23 protein-coding genes are annotated in these 25,192 nt (G+C 40.2%); 22 read left to right on the top strand and 1 reads right to left on the bottom strand.

The window, feature by feature from the left end; genetic code table 11:
- Positions 1-17 precede the first annotated feature (17 nt).
- From xseA to spo0A, 10 genes are all read left to right on the top strand, one after another.
- Complete coding sequence (xseA, locus tag IQ283_RS21650; RefSeq protein WP_194222106.1) at positions 18-1,376, top strand: exodeoxyribonuclease VII large subunit; 1,359 nt, start codon at positions 18-20, stop codon at positions 1,374-1,376.
- Positions 1,363-1,599: an exodeoxyribonuclease VII small subunit gene (locus tag IQ283_RS21645; protein WP_194222105.1), complete on the top strand. Its 237-nt coding sequence runs from the start codon at positions 1,363-1,365 to the stop codon at positions 1,597-1,599. Before xseA ends, IQ283_RS21645 begins: the two co-directional genes overlap by 14 nt.
- Positions 1,596-2,477 carry a polyprenyl synthetase family protein gene (locus IQ283_RS21640; protein ID WP_242057410.1) on the top strand — a complete coding sequence of 294 codons (882 nt, stop codon included), beginning with the start codon at positions 1,596-1,598 and terminating at the stop codon, positions 2,475-2,477. The genes IQ283_RS21645 and IQ283_RS21640 overlap by 4 nt, the downstream gene beginning before the upstream one ends.
- 768 nt (positions 2,478-3,245) lie before the next feature.
- On the top strand, positions 3,246-3,854 hold the full coding sequence (locus tag IQ283_RS21635) for a hypothetical protein (protein ID WP_194222104.1): 609 nt from the start codon (positions 3,246-3,248) through the stop codon (positions 3,852-3,854).
- Between the two features lie 18 nt (positions 3,855-3,872).
- Entirely contained in the window at positions 3,873-5,765 is a 1,893-nt protein-coding gene (gene dxs / locus IQ283_RS21630) for a 1-deoxy-D-xylulose-5-phosphate synthase (RefSeq protein WP_194222103.1), read from the top strand.
- Between the two features lie 6 nt (positions 5,766-5,771).
- Positions 5,772-6,578: a TlyA family RNA methyltransferase gene (locus tag IQ283_RS21625; protein WP_194222102.1), complete on the top strand. Its 807-nt coding sequence runs from the start codon at positions 5,772-5,774 to the stop codon at positions 6,576-6,578.
- Between the two features lie 179 nt (positions 6,579-6,757).
- Complete coding sequence (gene ahrC, locus IQ283_RS21620; protein ID WP_098444159.1) at positions 6,758-7,207, top strand: transcriptional regulator AhrC/ArgR; 450 nt, start codon at positions 6,758-6,760, stop codon at positions 7,205-7,207.
- A 35-nt stretch (positions 7,208-7,242) separates the two neighbouring features.
- On the top strand, positions 7,243-8,937 hold the full coding sequence (recN, locus tag IQ283_RS21615) for a DNA repair protein RecN (RefSeq protein ID WP_194222101.1): 1,695 nt from the start codon (positions 7,243-7,245) through the stop codon (positions 8,935-8,937).
- A 124-nt stretch (positions 8,938-9,061) separates the two neighbouring features.
- A complete protein-coding gene (gene spoIVB, locus IQ283_RS21610; RefSeq protein ID WP_242057409.1) occupies positions 9,062-10,357 on the top strand; it encodes a SpoIVB peptidase in 1,296 nt (431 codons plus the stop codon).
- Positions 10,358-10,599: 242 nt separating this feature from the next.
- Complete coding sequence (gene spo0A / locus IQ283_RS21605; RefSeq protein ID WP_194222100.1) at positions 10,600-11,400, top strand: sporulation transcription factor Spo0A; 801 nt, start codon at positions 10,600-10,602, stop codon at positions 11,398-11,400.
- A 66-nt stretch (positions 11,401-11,466) separates the two neighbouring features.
- On the opposite strand, the gene IQ283_RS21600 is transcribed toward spo0A, so the two are convergent.
- Positions 11,467-11,706 (bottom strand): DUF2627 domain-containing protein, encoded by a 240-nt coding sequence (locus IQ283_RS21600; protein WP_226614134.1) that lies wholly within the window; start codon positions 11,704-11,706, stop codon positions 11,467-11,469.
- A 237-nt stretch (positions 11,707-11,943) separates the two neighbouring features.
- On the opposite strand from IQ283_RS21600, the gene IQ283_RS21595 reads away from it, so the two are divergent.
- The 12 genes from IQ283_RS21595 (at position 11,944) to IQ283_RS21540 (ending at position 25,124) form a co-directional block, all read left to right on the top strand.
- On the top strand, positions 11,944-14,010 hold the full coding sequence (locus IQ283_RS21595; RefSeq protein ID WP_194222098.1) for a sigma-54 interaction domain-containing protein: 2,067 nt from the start codon (positions 11,944-11,946) through the stop codon (positions 14,008-14,010).
- Positions 14,011-14,128: 118 nt separating this feature from the next.
- Positions 14,129-15,025 carry a phosphate butyryltransferase gene (yqiS, locus tag IQ283_RS21590; RefSeq protein ID WP_194222097.1) on the top strand — a complete coding sequence of 299 codons (897 nt, stop codon included), beginning with the start codon at positions 14,129-14,131 and terminating at the stop codon, positions 15,023-15,025.
- Between the two features lie 30 nt (positions 15,026-15,055).
- Positions 15,056-16,153 carry a branched-chain amino acid dehydrogenase gene (gene bcd, locus IQ283_RS21585; protein ID WP_194222096.1) on the top strand — a complete coding sequence of 366 codons (1,098 nt, stop codon included), beginning with the start codon at positions 15,056-15,058 and terminating at the stop codon, positions 16,151-16,153.
- 14 nt (positions 16,154-16,167) lie between these two features.
- Positions 16,168-17,274 carry a butyrate kinase gene (buk, locus tag IQ283_RS21580; protein ID WP_194222095.1) on the top strand — a complete coding sequence of 369 codons (1,107 nt, stop codon included), beginning with the start codon at positions 16,168-16,170 and terminating at the stop codon, positions 17,272-17,274.
- Positions 17,275-17,352: 78 nt separating this feature from the next.
- Positions 17,353-18,774 (top strand): dihydrolipoyl dehydrogenase, encoded by a 1,422-nt coding sequence (gene lpdA / locus IQ283_RS21575; RefSeq protein WP_194222094.1) that lies wholly within the window; start codon positions 17,353-17,355, stop codon positions 18,772-18,774.
- A 28-nt stretch (positions 18,775-18,802) separates the two neighbouring features.
- Positions 18,803-19,795 carry a thiamine pyrophosphate-dependent dehydrogenase E1 component subunit alpha gene (locus IQ283_RS21570; RefSeq protein ID WP_194222093.1) on the top strand — a complete coding sequence of 331 codons (993 nt, stop codon included), beginning with the start codon at positions 18,803-18,805 and terminating at the stop codon, positions 19,793-19,795.
- 12 nt (positions 19,796-19,807) lie between these two features.
- Positions 19,808-20,791, top strand: a complete 984-nt coding sequence (locus IQ283_RS21565; protein WP_194222092.1) for an alpha-ketoacid dehydrogenase subunit beta — start codon at positions 19,808-19,810, stop codon at positions 20,789-20,791.
- Positions 20,792-20,818: 27 nt separating this feature from the next.
- Positions 20,819-22,114: a dihydrolipoamide acetyltransferase family protein gene (locus IQ283_RS21560; protein ID WP_194222091.1), complete on the top strand. Its 1,296-nt coding sequence runs from the start codon at positions 20,819-20,821 to the stop codon at positions 22,112-22,114.
- Positions 22,115-22,241: 127 nt separating this feature from the next.
- On the top strand, positions 22,242-22,670 hold the full coding sequence (locus IQ283_RS21555; RefSeq protein WP_194222090.1) for a BrxA/BrxB family bacilliredoxin: 429 nt from the start codon (positions 22,242-22,244) through the stop codon (positions 22,668-22,670).
- A 252-nt stretch (positions 22,671-22,922) separates the two neighbouring features.
- The gene (locus tag IQ283_RS21550) at positions 22,923-23,723 is read left to right on the top strand and encodes a transporter substrate-binding domain-containing protein (RefSeq protein ID WP_194222089.1); all 801 of its coding nucleotides are present in this window, start codon (positions 22,923-22,925) and stop codon (positions 23,721-23,723) included.
- A 26-nt stretch (positions 23,724-23,749) separates the two neighbouring features.
- Positions 23,750-24,409 carry an amino acid ABC transporter permease gene (locus IQ283_RS21545; RefSeq protein ID WP_194222088.1) on the top strand — a complete coding sequence of 220 codons (660 nt, stop codon included), beginning with the start codon at positions 23,750-23,752 and terminating at the stop codon, positions 24,407-24,409.
- Complete coding sequence (locus IQ283_RS21540; RefSeq protein WP_194222087.1) at positions 24,402-25,124, top strand: amino acid ABC transporter ATP-binding protein; 723 nt, start codon at positions 24,402-24,404, stop codon at positions 25,122-25,124. Before IQ283_RS21545 ends, IQ283_RS21540 begins: the two co-directional genes overlap by 8 nt.
- Positions 25,125-25,192: the final 68 nt, after the last annotated feature.

The raw sequence follows: 25,192 nt of genomic DNA, 5'->3' as shown, positions 1-25,192 counted from the left end.
AGTAGGAGGGGATAGTTGTGAAAGCGGATCGCTATATATCGGTAACGGCGCTTACGAGACATGTTAAGCGAATGATTGATAATGAACCTGCACTGCAAGATGTCTGGTTGCGTGGCGAATTATCCAATGTGAAGCTTCACAATCGAGGACATCTTTACTTTACAGTTAAAGATGATAAATCACGTGTTCAGGCTGTCATGTTTGCAGGAAATAATCGACATATGAAATTCAAACCCGAAAGCGGAATGAAAGTACTGATCCGTGGAGAAATATCTGTGTTTGAGCCGTATGGCCAATATCAGCTATATGCAAAAGAAATGCAACCTGATGGAATTGGTAATCTGTATTTAGCTTACGAAGAGTTGAAACGAAAACTCGAATTTGAAGGATTGTTTTCTGATAACCTCAAACAGCAAATTCCACGTTATCCTACAGAAATTGGCGTTATTACTTCCCCTACTGGAGCGGCCATTCGAGATATTTTCACAACAATTAAAAGACGGTATCCAGCTGCGCGAATTACGGTTTTTCCCGTTCTCGTGCAGGGAAATCGTGCTAAGGGATCGATTGTTCAAGCTATAGAGATGGCGAATGCGATGAAAATGATTGATGTGCTGATTGTGGGGCGTGGCGGTGGATCTATTGAAGAACTATGGGCATTTAATGAAGAAGAAGTCGCAAGAAGTATTGCTAGGTCGCACGTACCGATTATTTCTGCGGTAGGCCATGAAACGGATTTTACGATTGCGGATTTCGTTGCTGACTTAAGAGCGCCGACACCAACTGGTGCTGCTGAATTAGCAGTCCCTAGTGTAGTGGAATTGAAAGAGCGAGTTGATCAAAGAGTACATAGACTCATGAGAGTAATGCAAGAAAAACTTGTCTCCGATCGAGATCGGCTGTCAAACCTCCAAAAGTCTTATGCTTTTCGCTATCCAGATCAACTATTGAAGCAAAAGGAACAAGAGCTTGATTTGCAAGTAGAGCGATTGCAGAGAAATATGAAGCGGTTATTGTCGTATACAAAAGAACAAGTCGATCGAAACCATAAGCAATTAAAAAAGCAGCACCCCCAAAAACTTCTAAAAGAAGCGAGTCAAGAGCTTGTAGAGCTCAAGAATTCTTTGAATAAGGAAATGCAACGTGTTTTAGTTGGAAAACAACGTGATTTCTCACTTGCTGCTGGGAAATTGAATGCATTAAGTCCATTGAAAGTAATGGAGCGGGGGTATAGCCTTGCATATAAAGAAGAAGAACTCATTAAGTCTGTTAGTCAGGTCCAACCTGGAGATGTTCTTAAACTTGAAATGACAGATGGAAAAATTGATTGCCATGTATGGGGATTAGAGGAGAGTGATTCGAATGGAGAAAAATGAGAACGTCACATTTGAAGAAGCAATGGAAAAGTTAGAACAAATCGTAGGGGCCTTAGAAGAGGGAAACGTTCCTCTTGAAAAAGCTATTTCACTCTTTCAAGAGGGGATGAACTTATCAAACATCTGTCATGAAAAACTGCAATCCGTTGAAGGGAAAATGGATCAAATTGTTGAGGAAAACGGTGAAATCAAGCGTTTTTCTGTGCAGGAGGATGAAGCGTGATCCAAGATCTTAGCTCTTATATGAATGAGTGTAAAAAACTGCTTGATCAAGAACTGCCTTCATATATTAATCATCTTGAAATGCCAGAATCATTAAAAGAAGCGATGTTGTATTCGATTCATGCGGGAGGGAAGCGGATCCGCCCGATATTAATGCTTGCTACTGTAGAAGCATTTGGCGAATCGATTGATCAAGCAATCCCCATTGCCTGTGCTGTAGAAATGATTCATACGTATTCGCTAATTCATGATGATTTGCCGGCTATGGACAATGATGATTTGCGTCGAGGAAAACCTACAAACCACATCGTTTTCGGCGAAGCGGCGGCTATTCTTGCTGGTGATGCCCTTTTAACCCAAAGTTTTGAACTTATTGCAGACTCCAACTTAACGAGCGAGCAAAAAGTAGAGCTTATTAAGTTATTGTCTCATGCTGCTGGACCTTCGGGTATGGTTGGTGGGCAAATGGCAGATTTGGATGGTGAAAAACAAGCATTAACGTTAGAACAACTTGAGTATATTCATCATCATAAGACTGGGAAGCTTCTTATGTTTTCCATTATGGCAGGGGCGATTATTGGAAATGCTTCGCCACTTCAACGGGAACATCTCCAAGCATTCGGTGAGCACATCGGGTTATCATTCCAAATAAGTGATGATATCCTTGATGTTGAAGGAGATGAAGGCAAGATTGGTAAACAACCAGGAAGTGATGAGAATAACGAGAAAAGCACATATCCTAAGCTTCTGTCCTTAAAGGGCGCTAAAGAAAAATTAAAGCATCATTTTGATGAGGGATTATCTCACCTTTCTGCCGCTAACATAAAGGAAAATAGATTAAGGTCGATTGCAAAGTTTATTGTAGAGCGTGATCATTAACATATAATTGAGCATAATCATAACCTGTGGTATAATAAGTTAAGATTGAGTGGTGCAGTATTCTAGTCAGTTCGCCATTTCTGAAGGCGGGCCTAAAAATCCGCCATAGGGCACATCGATGAAGTTCCTGGTGTTGGCTTGAGTCGCCCAGACTTGGGTCGATGCTGGGAGTTAAGGTCGCAGGGCGATCCACAAAGGCATGTGGGCGTTGACCCTGCTTCCGCGGAGGCCCATTCTTGTAGTAGAGCGGTTAACGCTGCCTGCTATGAATTGGGGTATGAACCTGTTGCAGCTGCATGGGAACGCAGTTGAACAGCGTAGCCTGCCTTGAGTGGAGCTAGAGGGGATTATGGATTATTGGAAATTTGCAGCTCGGCCGGCCGCTTTTTTCCTACCACCCATATGAAATCTGCTCTGCAAAAGAGGCTAGGAAATGTGTGGAACTGTTGAGGAAAACTCCTAGACTGTTCCGAGTGACACTTAAAGGGGATTATAGTGCGGACTAAGTGGTAATCCAGTCTAGCGCATGGTGACTACGCTAAGATAGATGTAAAGGGAAACCGCCTGAATGGCGACGTTCAGGTATCTATCTGGGAAAACCTACTGGACCTAAGCCGCAGTCTTTACTCTTTAAGTGACCACTCTTCGATACATATGAGTAAAGGGGTGTTCAACTGACAGGGAACAGGGGGAAACGAACTGACCCCATGAATTCCTGCCAGCTGGATACCTATTTTTATGTGATTATATAATGGACAAGGAGTAGATATGAAAGCTTCCGTATCAAAATCCATAAACTGGAGTTTAGCTATTGCCGTTATCACACTTGTGTTAGCGGCTATTTTTTCAATTATATCGACGGCTGTATTAAGTGGTGTATCTTGGGCAATTGGTATGATTGTAGTATTATTAATCGTTCTAATTGGTATATTCTTTGATACAATTGGGGTTGCTTCAACAGCAGCAAATGAGGTACCCTTCCACGCTATGGCTGCTGAACGCCTAACCGGGGCGAAGCATGCAATTTTTGTTACACGTAACGCAGATCGCGTAGCAAGCTTCTGTAATGATGTAATTGGTGATATTTCGGGTATTATAAGTGGTACAGCCTCCGCAACCGTTGTCGTACAATTAACACTTCAACTTGGACATAGCGATGGATCTTTGTTTCAATATATAGTATCAGTAGTATTTACCAGCGTCATAGCTGCGTTGACGGTCGGAGGAAAAGCGCTCGGAAAAACGTTTGCGATCCATTTTTCTACTGGAATCATTTTTCAAGTAGGTCGGTTCTTATATTATGTAGAAAAAACATTTAAAATTAAAATGGTAGGCAACCAATCCAAAAAGAAAAAGGGAAACCGTAAATCGAAATAAGAAGGGGAGGACATTCCCATGGATTTAGAAAAGATTGAGAATCCTAAGTTTCTCAAAAATTATGATATCAATGAAATGACCGAGCTTGCAGAAGAAGTTAGAAGTTTTTTAATTAATAAATTGTCTGAAACTGGTGGACATCTTGGTCCTAACCTTGGTGTGGTTGAACTGACAATCGTTCTTCATAAAATTTATGATAGTCCAAAAGATAAATTTATCTGGGATGTAGGACACCAAGCATACGTTCATAAAATTCTGACAGGACGAGCTTCTAGATTTGATACTTTGCGAAAATACAAAGGTCTTTGTGGATTCCCTAAGCGAAATGAGAGTGAGCATGACGTTTGGGAAACTGGTCATAGTTCTACATCATTATCTGCGGCGATGGGTATGGCTGCTGCTCGTGATATGAAAGGAAGCGACGAGAGTGTTGTCGCGATCATAGGGGATGGCGCATTAACAGGTGGAATGGCCTTAGAAGCGCTCAACCATATTGGTCATGAGCAGAAAGATATGCTAGTGATTTTAAATGATAACGAAATGTCGATTGCTCCTAACGTTGGAGCACTTCATAATATTCTAGGAAAACTTCGTACAGCAGGTAAATATCATAAAGCGAAAGAAGAGCTTGAATATTTGCTTAAGAAAATCCCTGCTTTCGGTGGTGCGCTTGCTTCGACTGCTGAGCGTGTTAAAGATGCTCTGAAATATCTATTGGTGTCTGGTATTTTCTTTGAAGAACTTGGATTTACCTACCTTGGACCAGTAGATGGGCATGACGTTGAAGCTCTAATGGAGAATATTAAGTACGCTAAGAAAACAAAAGGGCCTGTCCTTATCCACGTGTTAACAAAAAAAGGAAAAGGTTATCAACCGGCTGAAAGCGATCAGATCGGTGTATGGCACGGTGTGAGTCCTTATAAAATCGAAGCTGGTGAACAGATTAAACCGAAAGTTGCTGCCCCAGGCTACAGCAAGGTAGTAAGTGAAACAGTACGGAAGCTCGCTGAAAAAGATGATCGCATTTCTGTTATTACGCCAGCTATGACAGTTGGTTCAAAATGGGAAGCGTTCGAAAAGCAATTTCCAGAAAGACTTTTTGATGTAGGAATTGCAGAACAGCATGCTACAACGATGGCTGCAGGACTTGCTACACAAAATCTGAAGCCTGTCTTATCTATCTACTCCACGTTTCTCCAAAGAGCCTATGATCAGCTTGTTCACGACGTGTGCAGGCAGAATCTAAACGTATTTCTTGCAGTTGATCGTTCTGGTCTTGTCGGAGCAGACGGGGAAACACATCAGGGAGTATTCGATATCTCGTTCCTTCGTCATTTACCGAACATGGTCTTAATGATGGCTAAAGATGAGAATGAATTGCAACATATGGTGAATACTGGAATGAAGTATAATCAAGGACCGATTGCAGTTCGGTATCCGCGAGGAAATGGCATCGGTACGAAGATGGATAAAGACTTAAAAGAAATTCCAATTGGTACTTGGGAAGTGATTCGCGAAGGAACAGATGTCGCACTCCTTTCTTTTGGTCCTACGCTTCAAGACCTTTTGAAAGCTGCAGAGAAGCTTGAACAAGAAGGCATCTCAGCTCGAGTAATTAATGCTCGTTTTATTAAGCCCCTTGATGAGAAAATGATGGCTGAACTTATGCAAGAAGGAATTCCGATGTTAACAGTGGAGGAAGCGATTCTTCAAGGTGGATTTGGTAGTGCTATACTTGAATATGTGAATGACAGCGGTTATCAACACGGTACAATTCAAAGAATGGGCATACCAGATGCATATATTGAACACGGCAGTGTCAATGAACTATTAAAAGAAATCGGCTTAACTCCAGATGATATTGTTGCGAAAGCAAAGAAAATAATTCCAGCAAAACAAAAGAGGGCATAAAAGAGAATGGCTAAGAAGGAAAGACTTGATGTAATCCTTGTTAATCGTGGACTAATCGATACAAGAGAAAAAGCAAAAAGAGCGATCATGGCTGGCCTTGTATTTTCGGAAACAGAAAGAATGGACAAGCCGGGTGTGAAAGTAGCAGAAGACATTAGTTTACAAATAAAAGGTGATACGCTTCGTTATGTTGGACGCGGTGGTTTAAAACTTGAGAAGGCGATTAACGTCTTCTCTCTTCTCACCGAAAACAAAGTTGTATTGGATATCGGCTCATCTACAGGTGGGTTTACGGATTGCGCGCTGCAAAATGGTGCTTCACTCGTGTATGCACTTGATGTTGGATATAATCAATTAGCTTGGAAATTACGTGTAGATGACCGAGTAGTTGTTAAAGAAAGAACAAATTTTAGATATGCAGAGAAAGCAGACTTTGAACAGGGGTTGCCAGATCTTGCCACCATAGATGTCTCCTTTATTTCCTTAAAATTGATTTTGCCAGTTCTTAAGCAGATCTTAAAAGAAAATGGAGAAGTGATTGCACTTGTAAAACCTCAATTCGAAGCTGGAAGAGGAGAAGTTGGGAAAAAAGGAATCGTACGTGATAAAAAAATTCACTTACGTGTACTAAAAGAAATGATGGACTTCGCGACTAAAGAAGGCTATCAGATCAAAGGCATCTCTTTTTCTCCAATAACCGGTGGTGAAGGAAATATCGAATTTTTATTATACTTGGGCTGGCAGCAGGATATGGTTAACGAAACAATTCCTACGCCTGAAGAAGTTGTAGAAGAAGCGCATCAAAAGTTATAGAGGATACACGCTGTGTGTCCTTTTTCTCGTTCGTCACTGTACCAGAGAAGTTTATTCGTATTTAGTCCAGAAAATATCTTTTTACGAGTGAATATTTATGAGGGTCTATACAAAAGAGAAGCGTGGCTATATAATAAGGCTGTCAGATTTTACTTACCGGAACTTCTGGAGGTTATACAATGAATAAAGGACAACGTCATATCAAAATTCGTGAAATGATTGCCAATCAAGATGTTGAAACACAAGATGAACTTGTGTATTGCCTGAAGAGCGCTGGCTTTAATGTAACTCAAGCCACTGTTTCACGGGATATTAAAGAACTTCATCTTGTTAAAGTGCCAACAATTGATGGTAGATACAAATACAGTCTTCCTGCAGATCAGCGCTTTAATCCACTTCAGAAATTGAAGAGAACATTAACAGATGCATTTATTAGCATAGATCATGCGGATCATCTTATCGTTATGAAAACGCTTCCTGGTAATGCGAATGCGATTGGTGCGCTAATAGATAATTTAGACTGGGAAGAAATCATGGGAAACATTAGCGGAGATGATACTATATTAATCATTTGCAAAAGTGCCGATGCTGCACCTATGTTATCACAACGCTTTATTGACATGCTTTAGGAAAATGAAAGAGGATCTTTTGAAGGTGGGAGAATATGTTAGCGGAACTATCCATTCGTAATTTTGCGATCATAGAAGCGATCACCGTTTCATTTGATCGTGGATTAACAGTCCTTACTGGAGAAACGGGCGCAGGTAAATCCATTATCATAGATGCCATTGGACTTTTAGTTGGTGGGAGAGGTTCTGCTGAATTCGTTCGTTATGGAACAAAAAAAGCAGAAATCGAAGGGTTGTTTCACATTGAACCTGAGCATCCAACAGTTCAAAAGCTTGAGGACGTTGGGATCGAGTTTACTGATGATATGGTCGTATTGCGACGTGATATCTCAAATACTGGTAAGAGCATTTGTCGAGTCAATGGAAAGTTAGTCACACTCGGGATTTTAAGGGAAATTGGTCAAACACTTATTGATATACATGGGCAGCATGAACACCAAGATTTGATGCAATCAGACAAACATTTAACGTTGCTCGATCAATTTGGTGACCGTGCTATTAGTCCGGCATTAGTGGAATATCGAGACATTTTTCAAAGATACAAGAAAATTCAGCAGCAGATGAAGAATCTGACAGAAAACGAACAACAAATGGCACATAGATTAGATTTAATTCAATACCAACTTGAAGAAATTTCAAAAGCAGAATTATCTCCAAATGAAGATGAAGAATTAATGGAAGAGAAGCTACGTCTTGGCAATTTTGAGAAATTATTTTCTGCTCTTCAAGATGTCTATCATTCTCTGCATGGAGATAATAAAGGATTAGACTGGGTAGGACTTGCGATGGCGCAACTTGAATCAGTAACTGATCTTGATGAGGAATTACAAGGATACCACGAAGAAGTAGCTAATCAATTTTATCTGCTTGAAGAAACGGCTGGAAAGTTAAATACATATCGAGATCAACTCGAATTTGATCCTGCTCGTCTAGATTTTGTAGAAGAGCGCCTTAATGAAATTCAGGTGCTCAAAAGGAAATACGGTGAATCGGTAGAAGAAATTTTGGAATACGCTGCTTCAATTGAAGATGAAGTCGATGAACTTGTAAATAGAGAAGACCGCGTAGAAGAGCTTGAATCCAATTTAAAAGGTATTAAAGCCGACTTGACCGTAGAAGCGGAAAACCTTACAAGACTTCGTAAAAAGGTCGCCAGTGATCTTGTAGAGGCGATACATCATGAACTTAGAGATTTATATATGGGAAAGACAGAATTTGCTATTCATTTTAATGACTTAAATAATAAAAAAGAATCCTTTCACAGATCAGGACAAGATGATATTGATTTCATGATCTCTACAAATCCAGGTGAGCCGCTTAAAGAGCTTTCAAAAACAGCATCTGGCGGTGAATTATCACGTATAATGCTAGCGTTAAAATCCATCTTTTCAAAACACCAGGGAATTACCTCTATTATTTTTGATGAGGTTGATACAGGCGTTAGTGGAAGAGTAGCTCAAGCGATGGCTGAGAAGATTCAGCGCCTTTCTTCTGGTTCTCAAGTTCTTGTTATTACACATCTTCCTCAGGTTGCCGCAATGGCTGACCATCACCTTTATATTTCTAAAGAAGAAACGGGTGAAGGGCGAACAAAGACAAGTGTTGGTAATTTAAGTGATGAAGAACAAATTGAAGAACTTGGAAGAATGATATCTGGCGCTGAAATGACAGAGCTAACAAAGAAACATGCGAGAGAATTATTGCATCAAGCGAACCAAATAAAATCATGATTTGAAATGCTATCCAACTCAGGGTAGCATTTTCATTTTTAGAGGTTATAATAACCGCGACTCAAGGCAAAATTATAGATACAGCCATGTTGGAGGTGTGAGCAAGAGCGAGGAGAGTGAAGGATTGAAGATAGAGATGTTTCGTAAATTGTTAGGCGTAGTTCTCCTTGGTTTTTTAATTGCACTTGGTTTTTCAAAGCCGGTACAATTATTTTTAACTATCCCAGACGAGATTATCATGTTCGAAGGAGATCAAACCAGAATCTCATCTGTAATACCTGCTGTTGCTTCGCTAGGAAGTATAGAAGTGGCAAGCCTAGATCAGCAGAAAAGCAACCTTACGATAAACGGCAAAAAAAGCGGTTCTGATATTCTGGATTTAACGGTAGGCGATTTCCCAGTCAAAAAAGTTGGTGTGAAAGTTCTTCCTGATTTTAAGGTTATACCTGGAGGACAGTCTATAGGTGTTAAATTAAACACACGTGGGGTGTTAGTAGTTGGCCACCATTTAATTCATACAAATGAGGGAGATCGTTCTCCGGGAGAAATAGCAGATATACAAGTTGGCGATATTATTACTAAGATCAATGGTCAAACCGTTAAGAAAATGAGTGACATTGGAACAATTGTTAAGAAAGCCGGTAGCGACGGTAATGCACTAAAAGTTACAATCGTGAGAGAAAATGAAGAATTAAGTAAGAAGCTGATTCCGGTGAAAGATAAACAAAATGAATCATACCGGATTGGATTATATATACGTGATTCTGCAGCTGGAGTTGGAACATTAACATTTTACCATCCTAATACAAAGAAGTATGGTGCACTCGGACACGTTATATCTGATATGGATACAAAAAAGCCAATTGTAGTGAACCATGGAGAAATTTATCCATCATCTGTCACTTCTATTGAAAAAGGGAGCAATGGACATCCAGGTGAGAAGCTGGCTAGATTTTCTAATACGGCGCAAAAGCTTGGAACGATTACACGCAACAGTCCATTTGGAATTTTTGGAGAAATGAATGATGAAGTCAAAAAAGGGATGTATGACCAACCAATGCCTATTGCACTTTCTCACCAAGTGAAGGAAGGTCCTGCCAAAATACTAACAGTGGTTAAAGGTAGTGAAGTAAAAGAATACGATGTAGAAGTGATCAGTTCAATACCACAGAAGTTTCCAGCGACAAAAGGAATGGTTATTAAGGTAACGGATCCTGAACTATTAAAAGAAACAGGTGGAATTGTACAGGGAATGAGTGGAAGTCCGATTATTCAAGAGGGAAAAGTAATCGGTGCAGTCACGCATGTGTTCGTCAATGATTCCACTTCAGGCTATGGTGTTCACATTGAATGGATGCTAGAAGAGGCTGGGATTAATATTTATGAAGAAAGTCGTCATGAGAAGCGAACAGCGAGCTAAAAAAAGCTCACTGTTCGCTTTCTTTCGTTTTTTAACCATGATATACTGTGGATGAAGAAAATTCGACAAAATTGAAAGAGTATTCAGAAAAACGAGTAACGTGTAGTAAATTGAAGAATAGCTAAGAATTATGTGGAATAAATATTGTTTTTAAAAGTTTTTAGAAATTTTAGAGGAAATTTACCAAATCCGTTGAATGTCTATACTACGGTAACCAAACTTGTGGAAGGAGAGACGGAACCGTGCAAAAAATAAAAGTATGTTTAGCTGATGACAATCGCGAATTAGTTAATTTGATTGAGGAATATATGTCACGACAGGAGGATATGGAGGTAGTCGGAACCGCTTCCAATGGTCAGGAGTGCTTGGAAGTGCTTGAAGATCACGAGCCTGATGTACTTGTTCTAGATATTATCATGCCTCATCTCGATGGCCTAGCAGTTCTGGAACGCTTACGTGAAATGAATTACACTTGTAGCGTTATTATGCTTACTGCGTTCGGACAAGAGGATGTAACCAAAAAAGCTGTGGACCTTGGAGCATCCTACTTTATTTTGAAGCCGTTTGATATGGATAATTTGGCAAGCCATGTGAGGCAGGTAAGTGGTAAGAAAACAACGTTTACCACAAATGGCGGATCATACAAACGCCCGCAACGAGAAAACAGACCAAGAAACCTTGATGCAAGTATCACTAGTATTATTCATGAAATTGGGGTTCCTGCACATATTAAAGGTTACATGTATTTGAGAGAAGCGATCACGATGGTTTACAATGATATTGAACTACTTGGATCTATTACGAAGGTCTTGTATCCAGATATCGCAAAGAAGTTTAATACAACCTCTTCAAGAGTTGAGCGGGCTATCCGTCATGCAATTGAAGTAGCATGGAGTCGAGGGAATGTGGAGTCTATTTCCAATCTGTTTGGTTATACTGTAAGCATGTCAAAAGCAAAACCAACAAATAGTGAATTCATTGCGATGGTTGCCGATAAGCTTCGCATTGAGCACAATATGGATAATTATTCTCATAGCAGGTAAAGTGCACTATTAAATAATTTATAACAAAAAAACAAAGCCCGACATCAAAAGGGCTTTGTTTTTTTGTTATTGTTTCTTTGAAGAAAATTTTTGCTGTACTTTATTTCGCTTACGATCACGATAAAAGATAAACCCACCGACAAAAGAAAGACCGGCTATAAGAAAGACTAGACCGAGAATGAATTGAACAATAAGAGAAGTGAATGGTGGGTTAAGTACACCGAAAAGGACGTCTCTCATTAATTTAATACCGATTACTCCTAAAATTCCTGGAATTAATACGATAAGTAAAGCGATTAACCTCATTACCCGCGCACCCTTTCTAGACATCACTAGTGTTATTGTAGCGAACTCTGAATAAAGTGTCTATGCGTGTTTGTACCGGATTTTGTTACAACGGCATTGAGAACTACTAAATGGATAATCAACTCGATAAGTTAATATAGTCAAAAAAGCAAACCATGCATGATTTGTCAAAATAAGAAAAGAGATGTATGATAGGTATGAAATATATTGCATGTATAGGATGCAGGTGATGAATTTTTGCGAACATGTATGATTGTAGGTGCCGGAAAAGGCGGGGTAGCACTTTTGGATATCTTACAAGAGACTGAGATGATGAATGTTATTGCAATGGTTGATTGTAATTTAGATGCGCCTGGTATTCTTAAAGCTCGTCAAAGTGGCATTGCTGTTTTTGACAATTGGAAAGTTGCACTAAAGCGTTTTGAAATCGATGTCATTGTTGAAGCTACTGGAAATGAGACCGTTTTTGAAGAGATTAGAGACATGCGAGAGAAGCATACTGTATTGATTCCGGGTTCAGTTGCTAACATCGTTCTTAAGTTAATTGAAGAAAAAGAAGATTTAATTGATACTTTACGTCACCAATCAAAACAGCAGGAAATCATTCTTGATTCTACTCATGACGGTATGATTGCGGTCAATATAAATGAAGAAGTGACGTTATTTAATCGGAGTGCTGAGAAAATTACCGGAATTTCCAAAACACATGCTGGTGGAAAAATAATTGGGTCTCTCATGGCCTCTAGCATGTTGCCTCGGGTTTTATCTTCTGGCCAGCCGGAAATTAATCAAGAGCAGCTCCTTCCAAATGGGAAAAAAATTATTACGACGCGAATCCCGATGTTTGATGATGAAGGCAGGAGAATTGGCGCATTAGCGGTTTTTAAAGACATGACAGCTATTGAGCAAATGGCACAAGAAGTTACTAATTTAAAAAGCGTGCAGTCAATGCTTGAAGCCATTATTCAATCATCTGATGAAGCGATTTCTGTTGTTGATGAACAAGGGAAGGGTCTAATGATCAATCCGGCTTATACGAGGTTAACGGGTCTTGAACATGACCAAGTTATTGGCAAGCCGGCGAGTACAGACATATCTGAAGGTGAAAGCATGCATATGCGTGTATTAAGGACCAGGAAGCCTGTGCGTGGTGTTCAGATGAAGGTTGGACCGAGTAAGAGAGAAGTTGTTGTTAATGTTTCTCCGGTTATTGTCGATGGCAGATTGAAGGGCAGTGTAGGCGTCATTCACGATATTTCAGAACTTCATTCATTGAATAGTCAACTGCAGAGAGCAAGACAAATTATTCGAACGCTTGAAGCGAAATATTCATTTGAAGATATTATAGGGAAATCAGAAGAAATGACGTTTTCTGTCCAGCAAGCAAAGCTTGCAGCCTCTACACCAGCAACCGTGCTCCTCCGTGGAGAATCCGGGACTGGGAAAGAACTATTTGCACATGCCATACATAATGCCAGTGATCGTAAGTACAACAAGTTTGTTAGAGTGAACTGTGCGGCCATTTCAGAATCACTATTTGAAAGTGAACTTTTTGGCTATGAGGACGGTGCGTTTTCAGGTGCCCGTCAAGGGGGGAAACGAGGACTTTTTGAAGAAGCGAATGGTGGAAGTATTTTTCTTGATGAAATTGGAGAGGTGTCATTAGGTACACAGGCGAAGCTTCTTCGCGTTCTTCAGGAACGTGAAATTGTTCGAGTGGGTGGAGCGAAGCCGGTTTCCATCAATGTAAGAATTATTGCAGCCACCAATGCAAAACTTGAAAAAAGAATAATCGATGGTTCATTTAGGGAAGATTTATACTATCGATTAAATCGTTTACCGATCCAAATCCCTCCACTAAGGCAACGGAAAGAAGATATAGCTTCACTTGCTGAGCATCTTCTTACAAAAATTAACCAAGATTATGGAAGAAACGTTGAGGGGATTACGTCATCAGCTATTGATTATTTAAAAAGCTATGATTGGCCTGGAAACGTTAGAGAATTTGAAAATGTGCTTGGTAGAATTGTTATTCATATGGATACATCTGAAACCATGATTGACCTTGAACATCTTCCGTCCTTATTAAGCGAAAAGAAAGACGCTGATTTATTGTCGGTAGAACGTACCCCTGACAAAATGCTATCCCAGTTAGTTGATGAATTTGAGAGGAAAACGATTCAGCAAACTCTTGAGCATTATGGTGGGAATAAAACTGCCACGGCAAAGGCGTTAGGAGTGTCACTTCGAAATTTGTATTATAAAATGGAGAAACACGAAATTGAAAAATCTAGCATGCAATAATTTGCGTGGATTGCAAATTATTGCATAGTTCAATAACCGCGAATCCTTGTTGCGTCAACAAGTGAGAATTGGCATGGAACTTGCATAATAGTATGATGGCGTAAAAGGAGGGACATCAATGAATCTAGATCAACTTGTGAAGAAGGTAGCGGAGCAGCCGACTAAAACAGTTGCGCTTGCCTCCGCGGCAGATCAAGAAGTGATTGAAGCAGTTCATAAAGCCATTGACAAACAACTTGCTTCATTCATCCTTTACGGAGATCAGAACGAAATCGAGCAAATGTTGGACGATCACGGATTATCTCAATCAACATTTATCAAGGTTGTACAGGCTCGATCAGACCAGGAGGCTTCGAGAGCTGCTGTGATGGCGGTTAGAAACGGAGAAGCCGATGTGTTAATGAAAGGAATGGTCTCCACTTCGGTTATTTTAAAAGAAGTTTTAAATAAAGAATATGGGTTACGAAAAGGAAAAGTACTTTCTCACATAGCTGCGTTTGACGTTCAGGGATACGAACGCCTGATCTTCGTGACAGACTCAGGTATGAATATTGCCCCGGACTTAACGCAAAAGGTTGAAATTGTTAAAAACGCTGTATATATTGCGAAAAGCATTGGTGTCACATTACCTAAAGTTGTACCGCTTGCTGCGGTAGAAGTGGTCAATCCTGCTATGCAGGCGACGCTGGATGCATCAGCACTTACACAAATGAACAATAGAGGTCAAATTGCTGATTGTATCATTGATGGACCACTTGCACTAGATAATGCTATTTCTGTCGAGGCAGCTGAGCATAAAGGGATAAAGAGTGAAGTTGCAGGAAAAGCAGACATTCTTCTTGTTCCTTCAATTGAAGTGGGGAATGCACTATATAAATCACTCGTTTATTTTGCAAATGCAAAAGTTGGTGGAGTTATTGCAGGTGCAAAGGCGCCAATTGTTTTAACTTCTCGAGCAGATAGTGCACAAAGTAAAGTTTATAGTATCGCGCTTGCGGTTAGTTCAGCTAAATAAATTTTTAGGAAAACAGAGAGGGAGATTTAAATGGAACTTTTTACTTATATGGAGAAATATGATTACGAACAAGTGGTAGTTTGTCAGGATAAAGCTTCAGGATTAAAAGCGATTATCGCCATTCATGATACAACACTAGGACCAGCTCTTGGTGGTACAAGAATGTGGACATATGCTTCCGAAGAAGCGGCGTTTGAAGATGCTCTTCGTCTTGCAAAAGGGATGACTTACAAAAATGCTGCGGCTGGCTTGAATCTTGGAGGGGGGAAAACTGTTATTATTGGTGACCCTCGCAAAGACAAAAACGAAGCAATGTTCCGTGCGTTCGGTCGTTACATTCAGGGTCTAAATGGTCGTTATATTACTGCAGAAGACGTAGGTACGACAGTTCAAGATATGGATATGATCCACGAAGAGACAGAGTATGTAACGGGTATTTCACCGGCATTTGGTTCTTCTGGTAACCCTTCTCCTGTAACAGCATACGGTGTTTATGTTGGAATGAAGGCAGCTGCAAAAGAAGCATTCGGTACCGATTCGTTAGAAGGTAAAACAGTAGCAGTTCAGGGTGTTGGGAATGTTGCATATAACCTTTGCAAACATCTTCACGAAGAAGGAGCTTCACTTGTAGTCACTGACATTAACAAAGAATCTGTTGATCGTGCAGTTGCTGATTTTGGAGCGAAAGCAGTCGATCCGGACGATATTTACGAAGTAGAGTGCGACATTTTCGCTCCTTGTGCACTTGGTGCCATTATTAATGACGAGACTATAGGGAAAATTAAAGCAAAAGTTATTGCAGGAGCGGCCAACAACCAGCTTCGCGAAACGTCTCATGGTGATCAGATTCACGAAATGGGTATCGTTTATGCACCGGACTATGTAATTAACGCAGGTGGCGTTATTAACGTTGCTGATGAGCTTTATGGTTATAATCGCGATCGCGCTATGAAACGTGTTGATGGCATTTATGACACCATTGCGAAAGTCATTGAAATCTCTAAACGCGATGGTATTCCTACTTATGCAGCAGCTGACCGCCTTGCTGAAGAAAGAATTGAGCAAATGAAGCAATCAAGAAGCCAATTCTTAATGAATTCTCAGCACATTCTAGGTCATCGCAGATAAACGGAGGGTTTCGAGTGACAGATAAAGAATATCGACTTCTGGTAATCAACCCGGGATCAACATCGACTAAAATAGGTGTTTTTGATAATGAACGTGCCGTATTTGAGAAATCATTACGGCACGATACGGATGAGATTAATCAATACAAAACCATCATCGATCAGTATGAATTCAGAAAAAACACTATTCTTGAAGCGTTAGATGAAGAAGATATTAACATTTCGAGGTTATCAGCAGTAGTAGGCCGTGGTGGTTTATTACGTCCCATTGAAGGGGGGACGTATTCAGTCAATGACATGATGCTCGAAGATCTTCGAAACGGTTTCTCAGGTGAACACGCTTCAAATTTAGGTGGAATTATTGCCTTTGAAATTGCTGAACAGCTAAATATTCCTTCTTTTATTGTAGATCCGGTTGTTGTGGATGAGCTTCAAGATGTCGCCCGTCTTTCGGGAGTGCCTGAAATAGAGCGCAAAAGTATATTTCATGCCTTAAACCAAAAGGCTGTTGCTAGAAGAGTTGCATCCCAACTGAATAGTAAATACGAAGAGTTGAACCTTATCGTAACTCATATGGGTGGAGGGATTACGGTAGGCGCGCATCATAAAGGGAAAGTTATTGATGTGAATAATGGTTTGCATGGGGAAGGCCCTTTCTCACCTGAACGTGCCGGTACAGTTCCGGTAGGAGAATTAGTATCTATGTGCTTCTCCGGAGAATACTATGCAGATGAAATTATGAAGAAGCTCGTTGGACAAGCTGGTTACGTTGGTTATCTGGGGACGAATGATGCTGTGAAAGTAGAGCGGCGGATCAGTGAAGGTGATGAGAGAGCAAAGCTCGTTTTTGACGCAATGGCATATCAAGTAGCAAAAGAGATTGGTGCTGCTAGCGCTGTTCTTGCTGGAGAGGTCGATGCGATTGTATTAACGGGTGGACTAGCATATGGTAAGCAGTTTGTATCTCAAATAACAGATCAGATTAAGTGGATCGCTGACGTTATTGTCCATCCTGGAGAAAATGAGCTTCAGGCTTTAGCTGAAGGTGGATTACGGGTGTTGAGAAAAGAAGAAAAGGCAAAAGTATACCCTGTTTCTTCCGTAGAATCGACTGTCATGTAATGGTTATTAACCTTTTGGTATGATCGTTACGACCTTAACTGTAAAAGGGAATAAATTGTTCTATAAAGGAGAATTTGAATGGCTGAAGAATATGATCTCGTCATTATGGGTGGAGGTACTGGTGGCTATGTAGCCGCTATACGGGCTTCACAACTTGGTCTCAAAACGGCAATCGTTGAAAAACGTGAACTTGGTGGAACGTGTTTGCATCGTGGATGTATTCCTAGTAAAGCATTGCTTCGAAGTGCTGAAGTGTATGCTACCGCTAAGCACGGTGAAGAATTTGGCGTTATGGCTAAAGAAATTGCGCTAGACTTTAAGAAAGTTCAAGAACGTAAACAAGGAATCGTTGACCAACTTCATAAAGGTGTTCAACACCTAATGAAGCAGGGGAAGATTGATGTATTTGAGGGCTTTGGTAGAATTCTTGGACCATCTATCTTTTCTCCAATGCCTGGTACGGTCTCAGTCGAGATGAATAACGGAGAAGAAAATGCAATGCTAATTCCAAAAAACGTTATTGTTGCAACTGGTTCTAAACCGCGTACGCTTCCAGGCCTTGAAGTAGATGGCGAATATGTTATGACTTCTGATGAAGCGCTTCGTATGGAAAGCCTACCATCTTCGATCATCATTGTCGGCGGAGGCGTAATCGGGATTGAATGGGCTTCAATGCTTGTTGATTTTGGTGTAGACGTTACGGTTGTAGAATATGCGGATCGGATCGTACCAACAGAAGACAAGGATATTTCTAAAGAAGCGCATAAGCTTATGAAGAAAAAAGGAATCAAGCTTTTCACTGGAGCAAAGGTGATGGGGGATTCTCTTACAATAGATAATGGTGTCTCCATTAATGCTGAGCATGAAGGGGAAACCAAAACATTTACTGCTGACAAAATGCTTGTATCAGTTGGGCGTGAGGCAAATGTGAAAAACATTGGACTTGAGAACACGACGATCGAGGTAGAGAAGGGTGTCATCCAGACCAATGAATATTACCAAACGAAAGAATCTCATATTTATGCGATTGGTGATGTTATTGGAGGTATGCAGCTGGCTCACGTGGCTTCTCATGAAGGGATTACAGCCGTTGAACATTTAGCGGATCAAAATCCTGAACCAATTGATTACACAATGGTTTCTAGCTGCATTTACAGCAGTCCAGAAATGGCAAGTGTTGGCTTGACAGAAGATCAGGCAAAAGAACAAGGTCATAATGTTAAGATTGGGAAATTCCCTTTTAAAGCGATTGGCAAAGCGCTTGTTTTTGGAGAGTCTGATGGTTTTGTGAAAATTGTAGCTGATGCTGATAACGAGGATCTCCTTGGCGTACATATGATTGGTCCTCATGTAACAGATATGATTTCTGAAGCTGGTCTTGCAAAAGTACTAGATGCTGCATCATGGGAAGTGGCACATACAATCCATCCTCACCCAACATTATCCGAGGCAATTGGTGAAGCTGCGCTTGCAGTGGATGGAAAAGCAATTCATTCTTAATAAAGGTTATATAAGGAGGTAAAACATTATGGCTGAAAATCGTCATGAAGCATTAGGTCTCTCTGATGAAAGAGTGCTCGAAATGTTTGAAACAATGTTAATGGCTCGTAAAATTGATGAACGCATGTGGTTACTTAACCGAGCTGGGAAAATTCCATTTGTAATCTCTTGTCAAGGGCAGGAGGCCGCACAGGTAGGCTCTGCCTTTGCAATGGATCCAGAAAAAGATTTTGTCGCTCCTTATTATCGTGATATGGGAGTTGTCCTTGCGTTCGGTATGACTGCAAAAGACCTTATGCTATCTGGATTTGCGAAAGCAGAAGATCCAAACTCTGCAGGTCGTCAAATGCCTGGACACTTCGGACAGAAGAAGAATAATATTATTACTGGATCTTCTCCAGTAACAACGCAAGTACCACATGCGGTAGGATTTGCTCTTGCGGGGCGTATGGAAGGGAAAGACCTTGTCACATTCTGCTCATTCGGTGAAGGTTCATCGAACCAGGGTGATTTCCACGAAGCAGCAAACTTTGCTGGTGTTCATAAGTTACCAGTTCTATTCGTATGTGAAAACAATAAATATGCGATTTCAGTACCAGTTTCTAAGCAGTTAGCTTGTGAGAAGGTGTCAGACCGTGCTATCGGTTATGGTATGCCAGGAGTAACTGTTGATGGAAATGATCCACTTGCTGTATATGAAGCATCAAAAGAAGCAGTTGAAAGAGGACGTCGCGGTGATGGTCCAACATTAATTGAGACTGTTTCTTATCGTTTAACGCCTCACTCAAGTGATGACGACGATCGCGCCTATCGTACGCGTGAGGAAGTAGAAGAAGCTAAGAAAAAGGATGCGATCATTACCTTTGCAGCTTATTTAAAAGAGGTTGGCGTTCTAACAGATGAGATTGAAAAAGAAATTCACGACCGTGTTCAAAAAGAGGTCGATGAAGCAACAGAATACGCAGAAAATGCGGATTATGCACCTGCCGAAGATGCAATGAAGCATGTATACGCAGAGTAAGGGGGAACCATTATGCCAGTTATTTCATATATTCAAGCGATAACCCAGGCCCTAAGAGAAGAAATGCAGCGCGATAAGAAAGTCTTTGTATTAGGTGAAGATGTAGGGGTACGAGGTGGAGTTTTCCGCGCTACTGATGGTTTGTATGATGAGTTTGGAGAACAACGAGTGATTGATACTCCACTTGCAGAGTCTGCTATCGCAGGCGTTGGTATCGGTGCTGCAATGTATGGGATGCGTCCTGTAGCTGAGATGCAGTTTGCTGATTTCATCATGCCTGCGGTCAATCAAATCGTATCAGAAGCAGCAAAAATTCGTTATCGTTCTAATAATGATTGGAGCTGTCCAATTACCATTCGTGCTCCGTATGGTGGTGGAGTGCATGGTGCCCTTTATCATTCGCAATCTGTCGAAGCACTTTTTGCTAATGTACCGGGACTTAAAATTGTTATGCCATCAACACCTTACGATGCAAAAGGATTGCTAAAAGCAGCGATTCGTGATGACGATCCAGTTCTTTTCTTTGAGCATAAACGAGCTTATCGTTTAATTAAAGGACAGGTGCCTGAAGAAGAATATACGCTTCCAATAGGAAAAGCGGATGTGAAGCGTGAGGGTGACGATATCACGGTAATTACATACGGTCTAAGCGTTCACTTTGCCCTTCAAGCAGCCGAGAAGCTTGAGAAAGACGGTATTTCTGCTCATGTTCTTGATCTTCGAACAGTATACCCGCTTGATCGTGAAGCGATTGTAGAAGCGGCGAAGAAGACAGGAAAGGTTCTTCTTGTTACAGAGGATAATAAAGAAGGAAGCATTATTAGTGAAGTTTCAGCGATTATTGCGGAAGAGTGTCTTTTTGATCTTGACGCTCCAATTCAACGCCTTGCAGGACCTGATGTCCCAGCAATGCCGTATTCTCCTCCGATGGAGAAATATTTCATGTTAAATCCTGATAAAGTCGAGAAAGCGATGCGTGAATTAGCTGAATTTTAAACCGTGGGATGAATAGGAGGGATTAGAGTGGCAGTTGAAAAAATACTCATGCCCCAGTTGGGCGAGAGTGTCACAGAAGGTACAATTGAGAAATGGCTAGTTGAAGTTGGCGATACTGTTAATAAGTACGATCCAATTGCGGAAGTAAATACTGATAAAGTGAATGCGGAAGTTCCATCATCTTATACAGGCGTAATTAAAGAGCTTGTAGCTGCAGAAGGCGATACGATTGAAGTAGGCGAACTGGTTTGCTATATCGATATTGAAGGTGGAGCATCAGAAGAAAAGCAAGAAGAATCTACTGGTCAAAAAGCGATAGAGAATTTATCTGAAGATAAAAAAGATCAAGAAGAAGTAGATCAGCCGATGAAACGTCGTTATTCACCAGCTGTTCTCCGTATGGCTCAGGAAAACAATCTTGATCTTGAACAAATAAGCGGTTCTGGTAAAGGTGGGCGTATTACCCGTAAAGATATCCAGAAGGTGATTGAATCAGGTGAAATGCCAGCACCTAAAGAAGAACCTAAAGCTGTTAGCAAGAAGGAAGAGAAGAAAGAAGCTCCAAAAGCTCCAGTGAAAGAAACTTCTGAAGGAAAAGGAGCAGATGTTCCTGTAGCAGAAGGGGATATTGAAATTCCTGTTACTGGTGTTCGTCGTGCGATTGCCAACAATATGCTTCGCAGTAAGCATGAAGCGCCACATGCATGGACGATGATTGAAGTTGACGTAACGAATCTCGTTGAATATCGAAATGGGATAAAAGATGACTTTAAGAAGAAGGAAGGATATGGCTTAACGTTCTTTGCGTTCTTTGTTAAAGCTGTCGTAGAAGCTCTGAAAGAATTCCCTCAAATGAATTCAATGTGGGCTGGCGATAAGATCGTTCAGAAAAAAGATATTAATATTTCCATTGCTGTAGGAACAGATGAATCTCTTTTCGTCCCTGTTATTAAAAATGCAGACGAAAAATCAATTAAAGGCATTGCTCGCGAAGTGAAAGAGCTTGCTCAAAAAGCGAAAACGGGTAAATTGAAGGGTGAAGAAATGCAGGGTGGAACATTCACTGTGAATAACACTGGATCTTTCGGCTCTGTTCAATCAATGGGGATTATAAACTATCCTCAAGCAGCCATTCTTCAAGTTGAGAGTATTGTGAAGCGTCCTGTAGTTATGAACAACGGTATGATTGCTGTTCGTGATATGGTTAACCTTTGCCTTTCTCTTGACCATAGAGTTCTAGATGGCATGATTTGCGGTAAGTTTCTTGCTCGGGTAAAAGAAAACCTAGAGACGATTTCAAAAGACAATACTTCCGTTTATTAAGAAATACAGCCGTTCCTACTCGGGATGGCTGTTTTTTTTGATAAAGTTTGAAAGCGTTTCTTGGAAAAGTATAGGGATTCGCGATACAATAAGAGAGAAGGTTTCATGATAAAGGGAGGAATATAAAATGTCTATGGACTTTAATTTATTTATGAACGACGTTGTTGCAACAGCTCGTGAAGAAATCAAAGCAGCAGGATATAAAGAATTAACAACTTCTGAAGAAGTAGAAGAGGTTGTGACAAGTAAAGGAACAACGCTTGTGATGGTAAACTCTGTATGTGGATGTGCAGGAGGGGTTGCGCGACCGGCTGCAAAAATGGCTATTACAAACGAGAAGGTGCCAGATCAACTTGTAACTGTGTTTGCAGGTCAAGATAAAGAGGCTACAGCAACAGCACGTTCATACTTCAAAGGTTTTGCACCATCTTCTCCATCGTTTGCTATATTAAAAGACGGAAAAATTATTAATATGGTTGAACGTCATGAAATCGAAGGTAGCGATCCTGAAGAAGTATCTGGAATGCTACAATACTTATTTAATAAATATTGTTAAATTGAACTCGTTTACTCAAAAGCACCAGGCAAACTTGCCTGGTGCTTTTTTGCATATAATATTAGTTCCTGCTTCTTTAATTAAGAAGGAACAAGAGGGATTTTTGTTTAATAATACAGAATAAACCGAATTTAACAACTTTAATTTATATGAAATTATATGAATAAATATGTAGAAATCTAAATTATTATCTGCTATAGTAATCAATATACAAAAAAACGAATTATTATACATTGATCAGGGGGAATTAAAATGAAGAAAAATTGGCTAATGGTTATAGTTGGATTATTCATGGTGATGGCACTAGTTGCATGCGGATCTTCAAATGAAAATTCGAACGAAGAAGAAAGTGGAGGTTCATCTGAAGAAACGCTCATTATGGGAACTTCAGCAGATTATCCGCCGTTTGAATATATTGATTCTGCAAAAGGAGAAGATATTATTGGTTTTGACGTCGATATTGCAAACTACATCGCTGATGAGTTGGGATATAATGTGGAAATTAAAGATATGGATTTTAGCGGATTAATTACAGCACTAAGTAGTGAACGTGTTGATTTCGTTCTTGCAGGAATGACGCCTACAGATGAACGTAAGGAAAATGTTGATTTCTCAGAAATTTATTATTCAGCTAATCACATGATTGTTTCTTCATCAGATAATAAAATGTCAAAGCCAGAAGACCTTAACGGAGCAAAAGTTGGTGTTCAGCTTGGATCGATTCAAGAAGATAAAGCGAATGAGCTAAAAGACAGTGGAATAAATATGGAGATTATCACATTAAATCGAATTCCAGAACTGATTCAAGAACTTAAGTCAGGACGTTACGATGCCATTATTATTGAAGATACGGTAGCGAAGGGCTACTTAGAAAGTAATGAAGATTTAACTGGTGAGAACCTTCCTAATACCGAGGAAGCAGGGTCAGCTGTCGCTTTTCCGAAAGATAGTGAACTGACTGAAGAATTTAACGAAGTAATTAAAGAAATGAAAGAAAATGGCAAGATGGACGAGCTTATTGAGAAATGGTTTGGTCAAGACACCGTAGAATAACACCTTAGAAGAAAGGATGATCAGGCATGGATTTGGATTTCAGCCAATTCGTGCCTAATATTCCCTACATCCTGCAAGGAATATTGGTCACGTTAAAGTTTGTAAGTGTATCTGCAATAGTAGGATTTGTGCTTGGTACGGTTCTCGCATTATTTAAAATTGGTAGAGTAAAGGTTCTAACTTGGATAGCTGATGCCTATACTTCCGTTTTCCGAGGAACGCCACTTATTTTACAGCTACTATTATTCTATCATGCAACTCCTCAGCTAACGGGTTATGATATTTCAGCTTTTGAAGCCGGTGTCCTTTCATTTGGTCTAAATTCAGCTGCATATATTTCCGAAATTATTCGGGCTGGAATTCGTGCAGTAGACAGCGGACAGAATGAAGCGGCTGCTGCATTAGGTATACCTTATCGTCCGATGATGAAGGATATCATTTTACCACAGGCTATGAAAAACATTTTACCTGCACTCATGAATGAATTTATTACATTAACGAAGGAATCAGCGATTGTATCTGTTATTGGTGTGTTTGATATTATGAGAAGAAGTCAAATAGTGGCAGCAGAGAAGTTCAAGTATTTTGAGCCATTACTTATTGCGGGGATCATTTATTACTTACTCGTTATGATATTAACTCTAGTTGGAAAAATGGTGGAGAGGAGAATGAGCCGGAGTGATTAGAATAGACAATTTGCACAAGAAGTTTGGAACTCTTGAAGTATTAACTGATATTCAAACAACGATTCAAAAAGGAGAAGTAGTTGCAATTATTGGACCTTCTGGATCTGGTAAATCAACTCTTCTTCGATGTATGAATCAATTAGAGAATGCAACCTCCGGAACAATCTGGGTAGATGATAAAAAATTAACAGATCCCACTACAAACGTCATGGAGTTACGTCAGTCTATTGGGATGGTGTTCCAGCATTTTCACCTTTTTCCTCATAAAACAGTATTGGAAAATCTTATTTATGCACCAATGAAAGTAAAAGGATTAAAGCGAGATGCTGCTGAGAAAAAAGCACATGAGCTCCTATTGCAAGTTGGACTTTCAATGAAGGCGAATGAATATCCGAAACGGCTTTCTGGAGGTCAAAAGCAACGTGTAGCCATAGCTAGAGCTCTAGCTATGGAACCTGAGTATATGTTGTTTGATGAACCGACTTCTGCACTCGATCCTGAAATGGTAAAAGAAGTTCTTGATGTAATGAAGGATCTTGGTCAATCAGGGATGACTATGGTGATTGTTACACATGAAATGGCTTTTGCAAGAGAAGCAGCTGATCGTATCCTTTTTCTCGATGGAGGAAAGCTTGTGGAAGAAAGTGAACCTGCAGCATTCTTCAATGAACCAAAAACAGATCGAGCAAAAGCATTCTTAGAAAAAGTGTTATGAAGTGAGCCTATGGTTCACTTTTTTTATGTTGAATATAAGGTAAAGTGTCTGACTTAGATATATAATCG

The sequence above is a fragment of the Pseudalkalibacillus hwajinpoensis genome, from assembly GCF_015234585.1.
GTDB lineage: Bacteria > Bacillota > Bacilli > Bacillales > Guptibacillaceae > Guptibacillus > Guptibacillus hwajinpoensis_B.
Note: the sequence above shows the minus strand (reverse complement) of the source record. Positions and strands in the feature narration are given on the sequence as shown.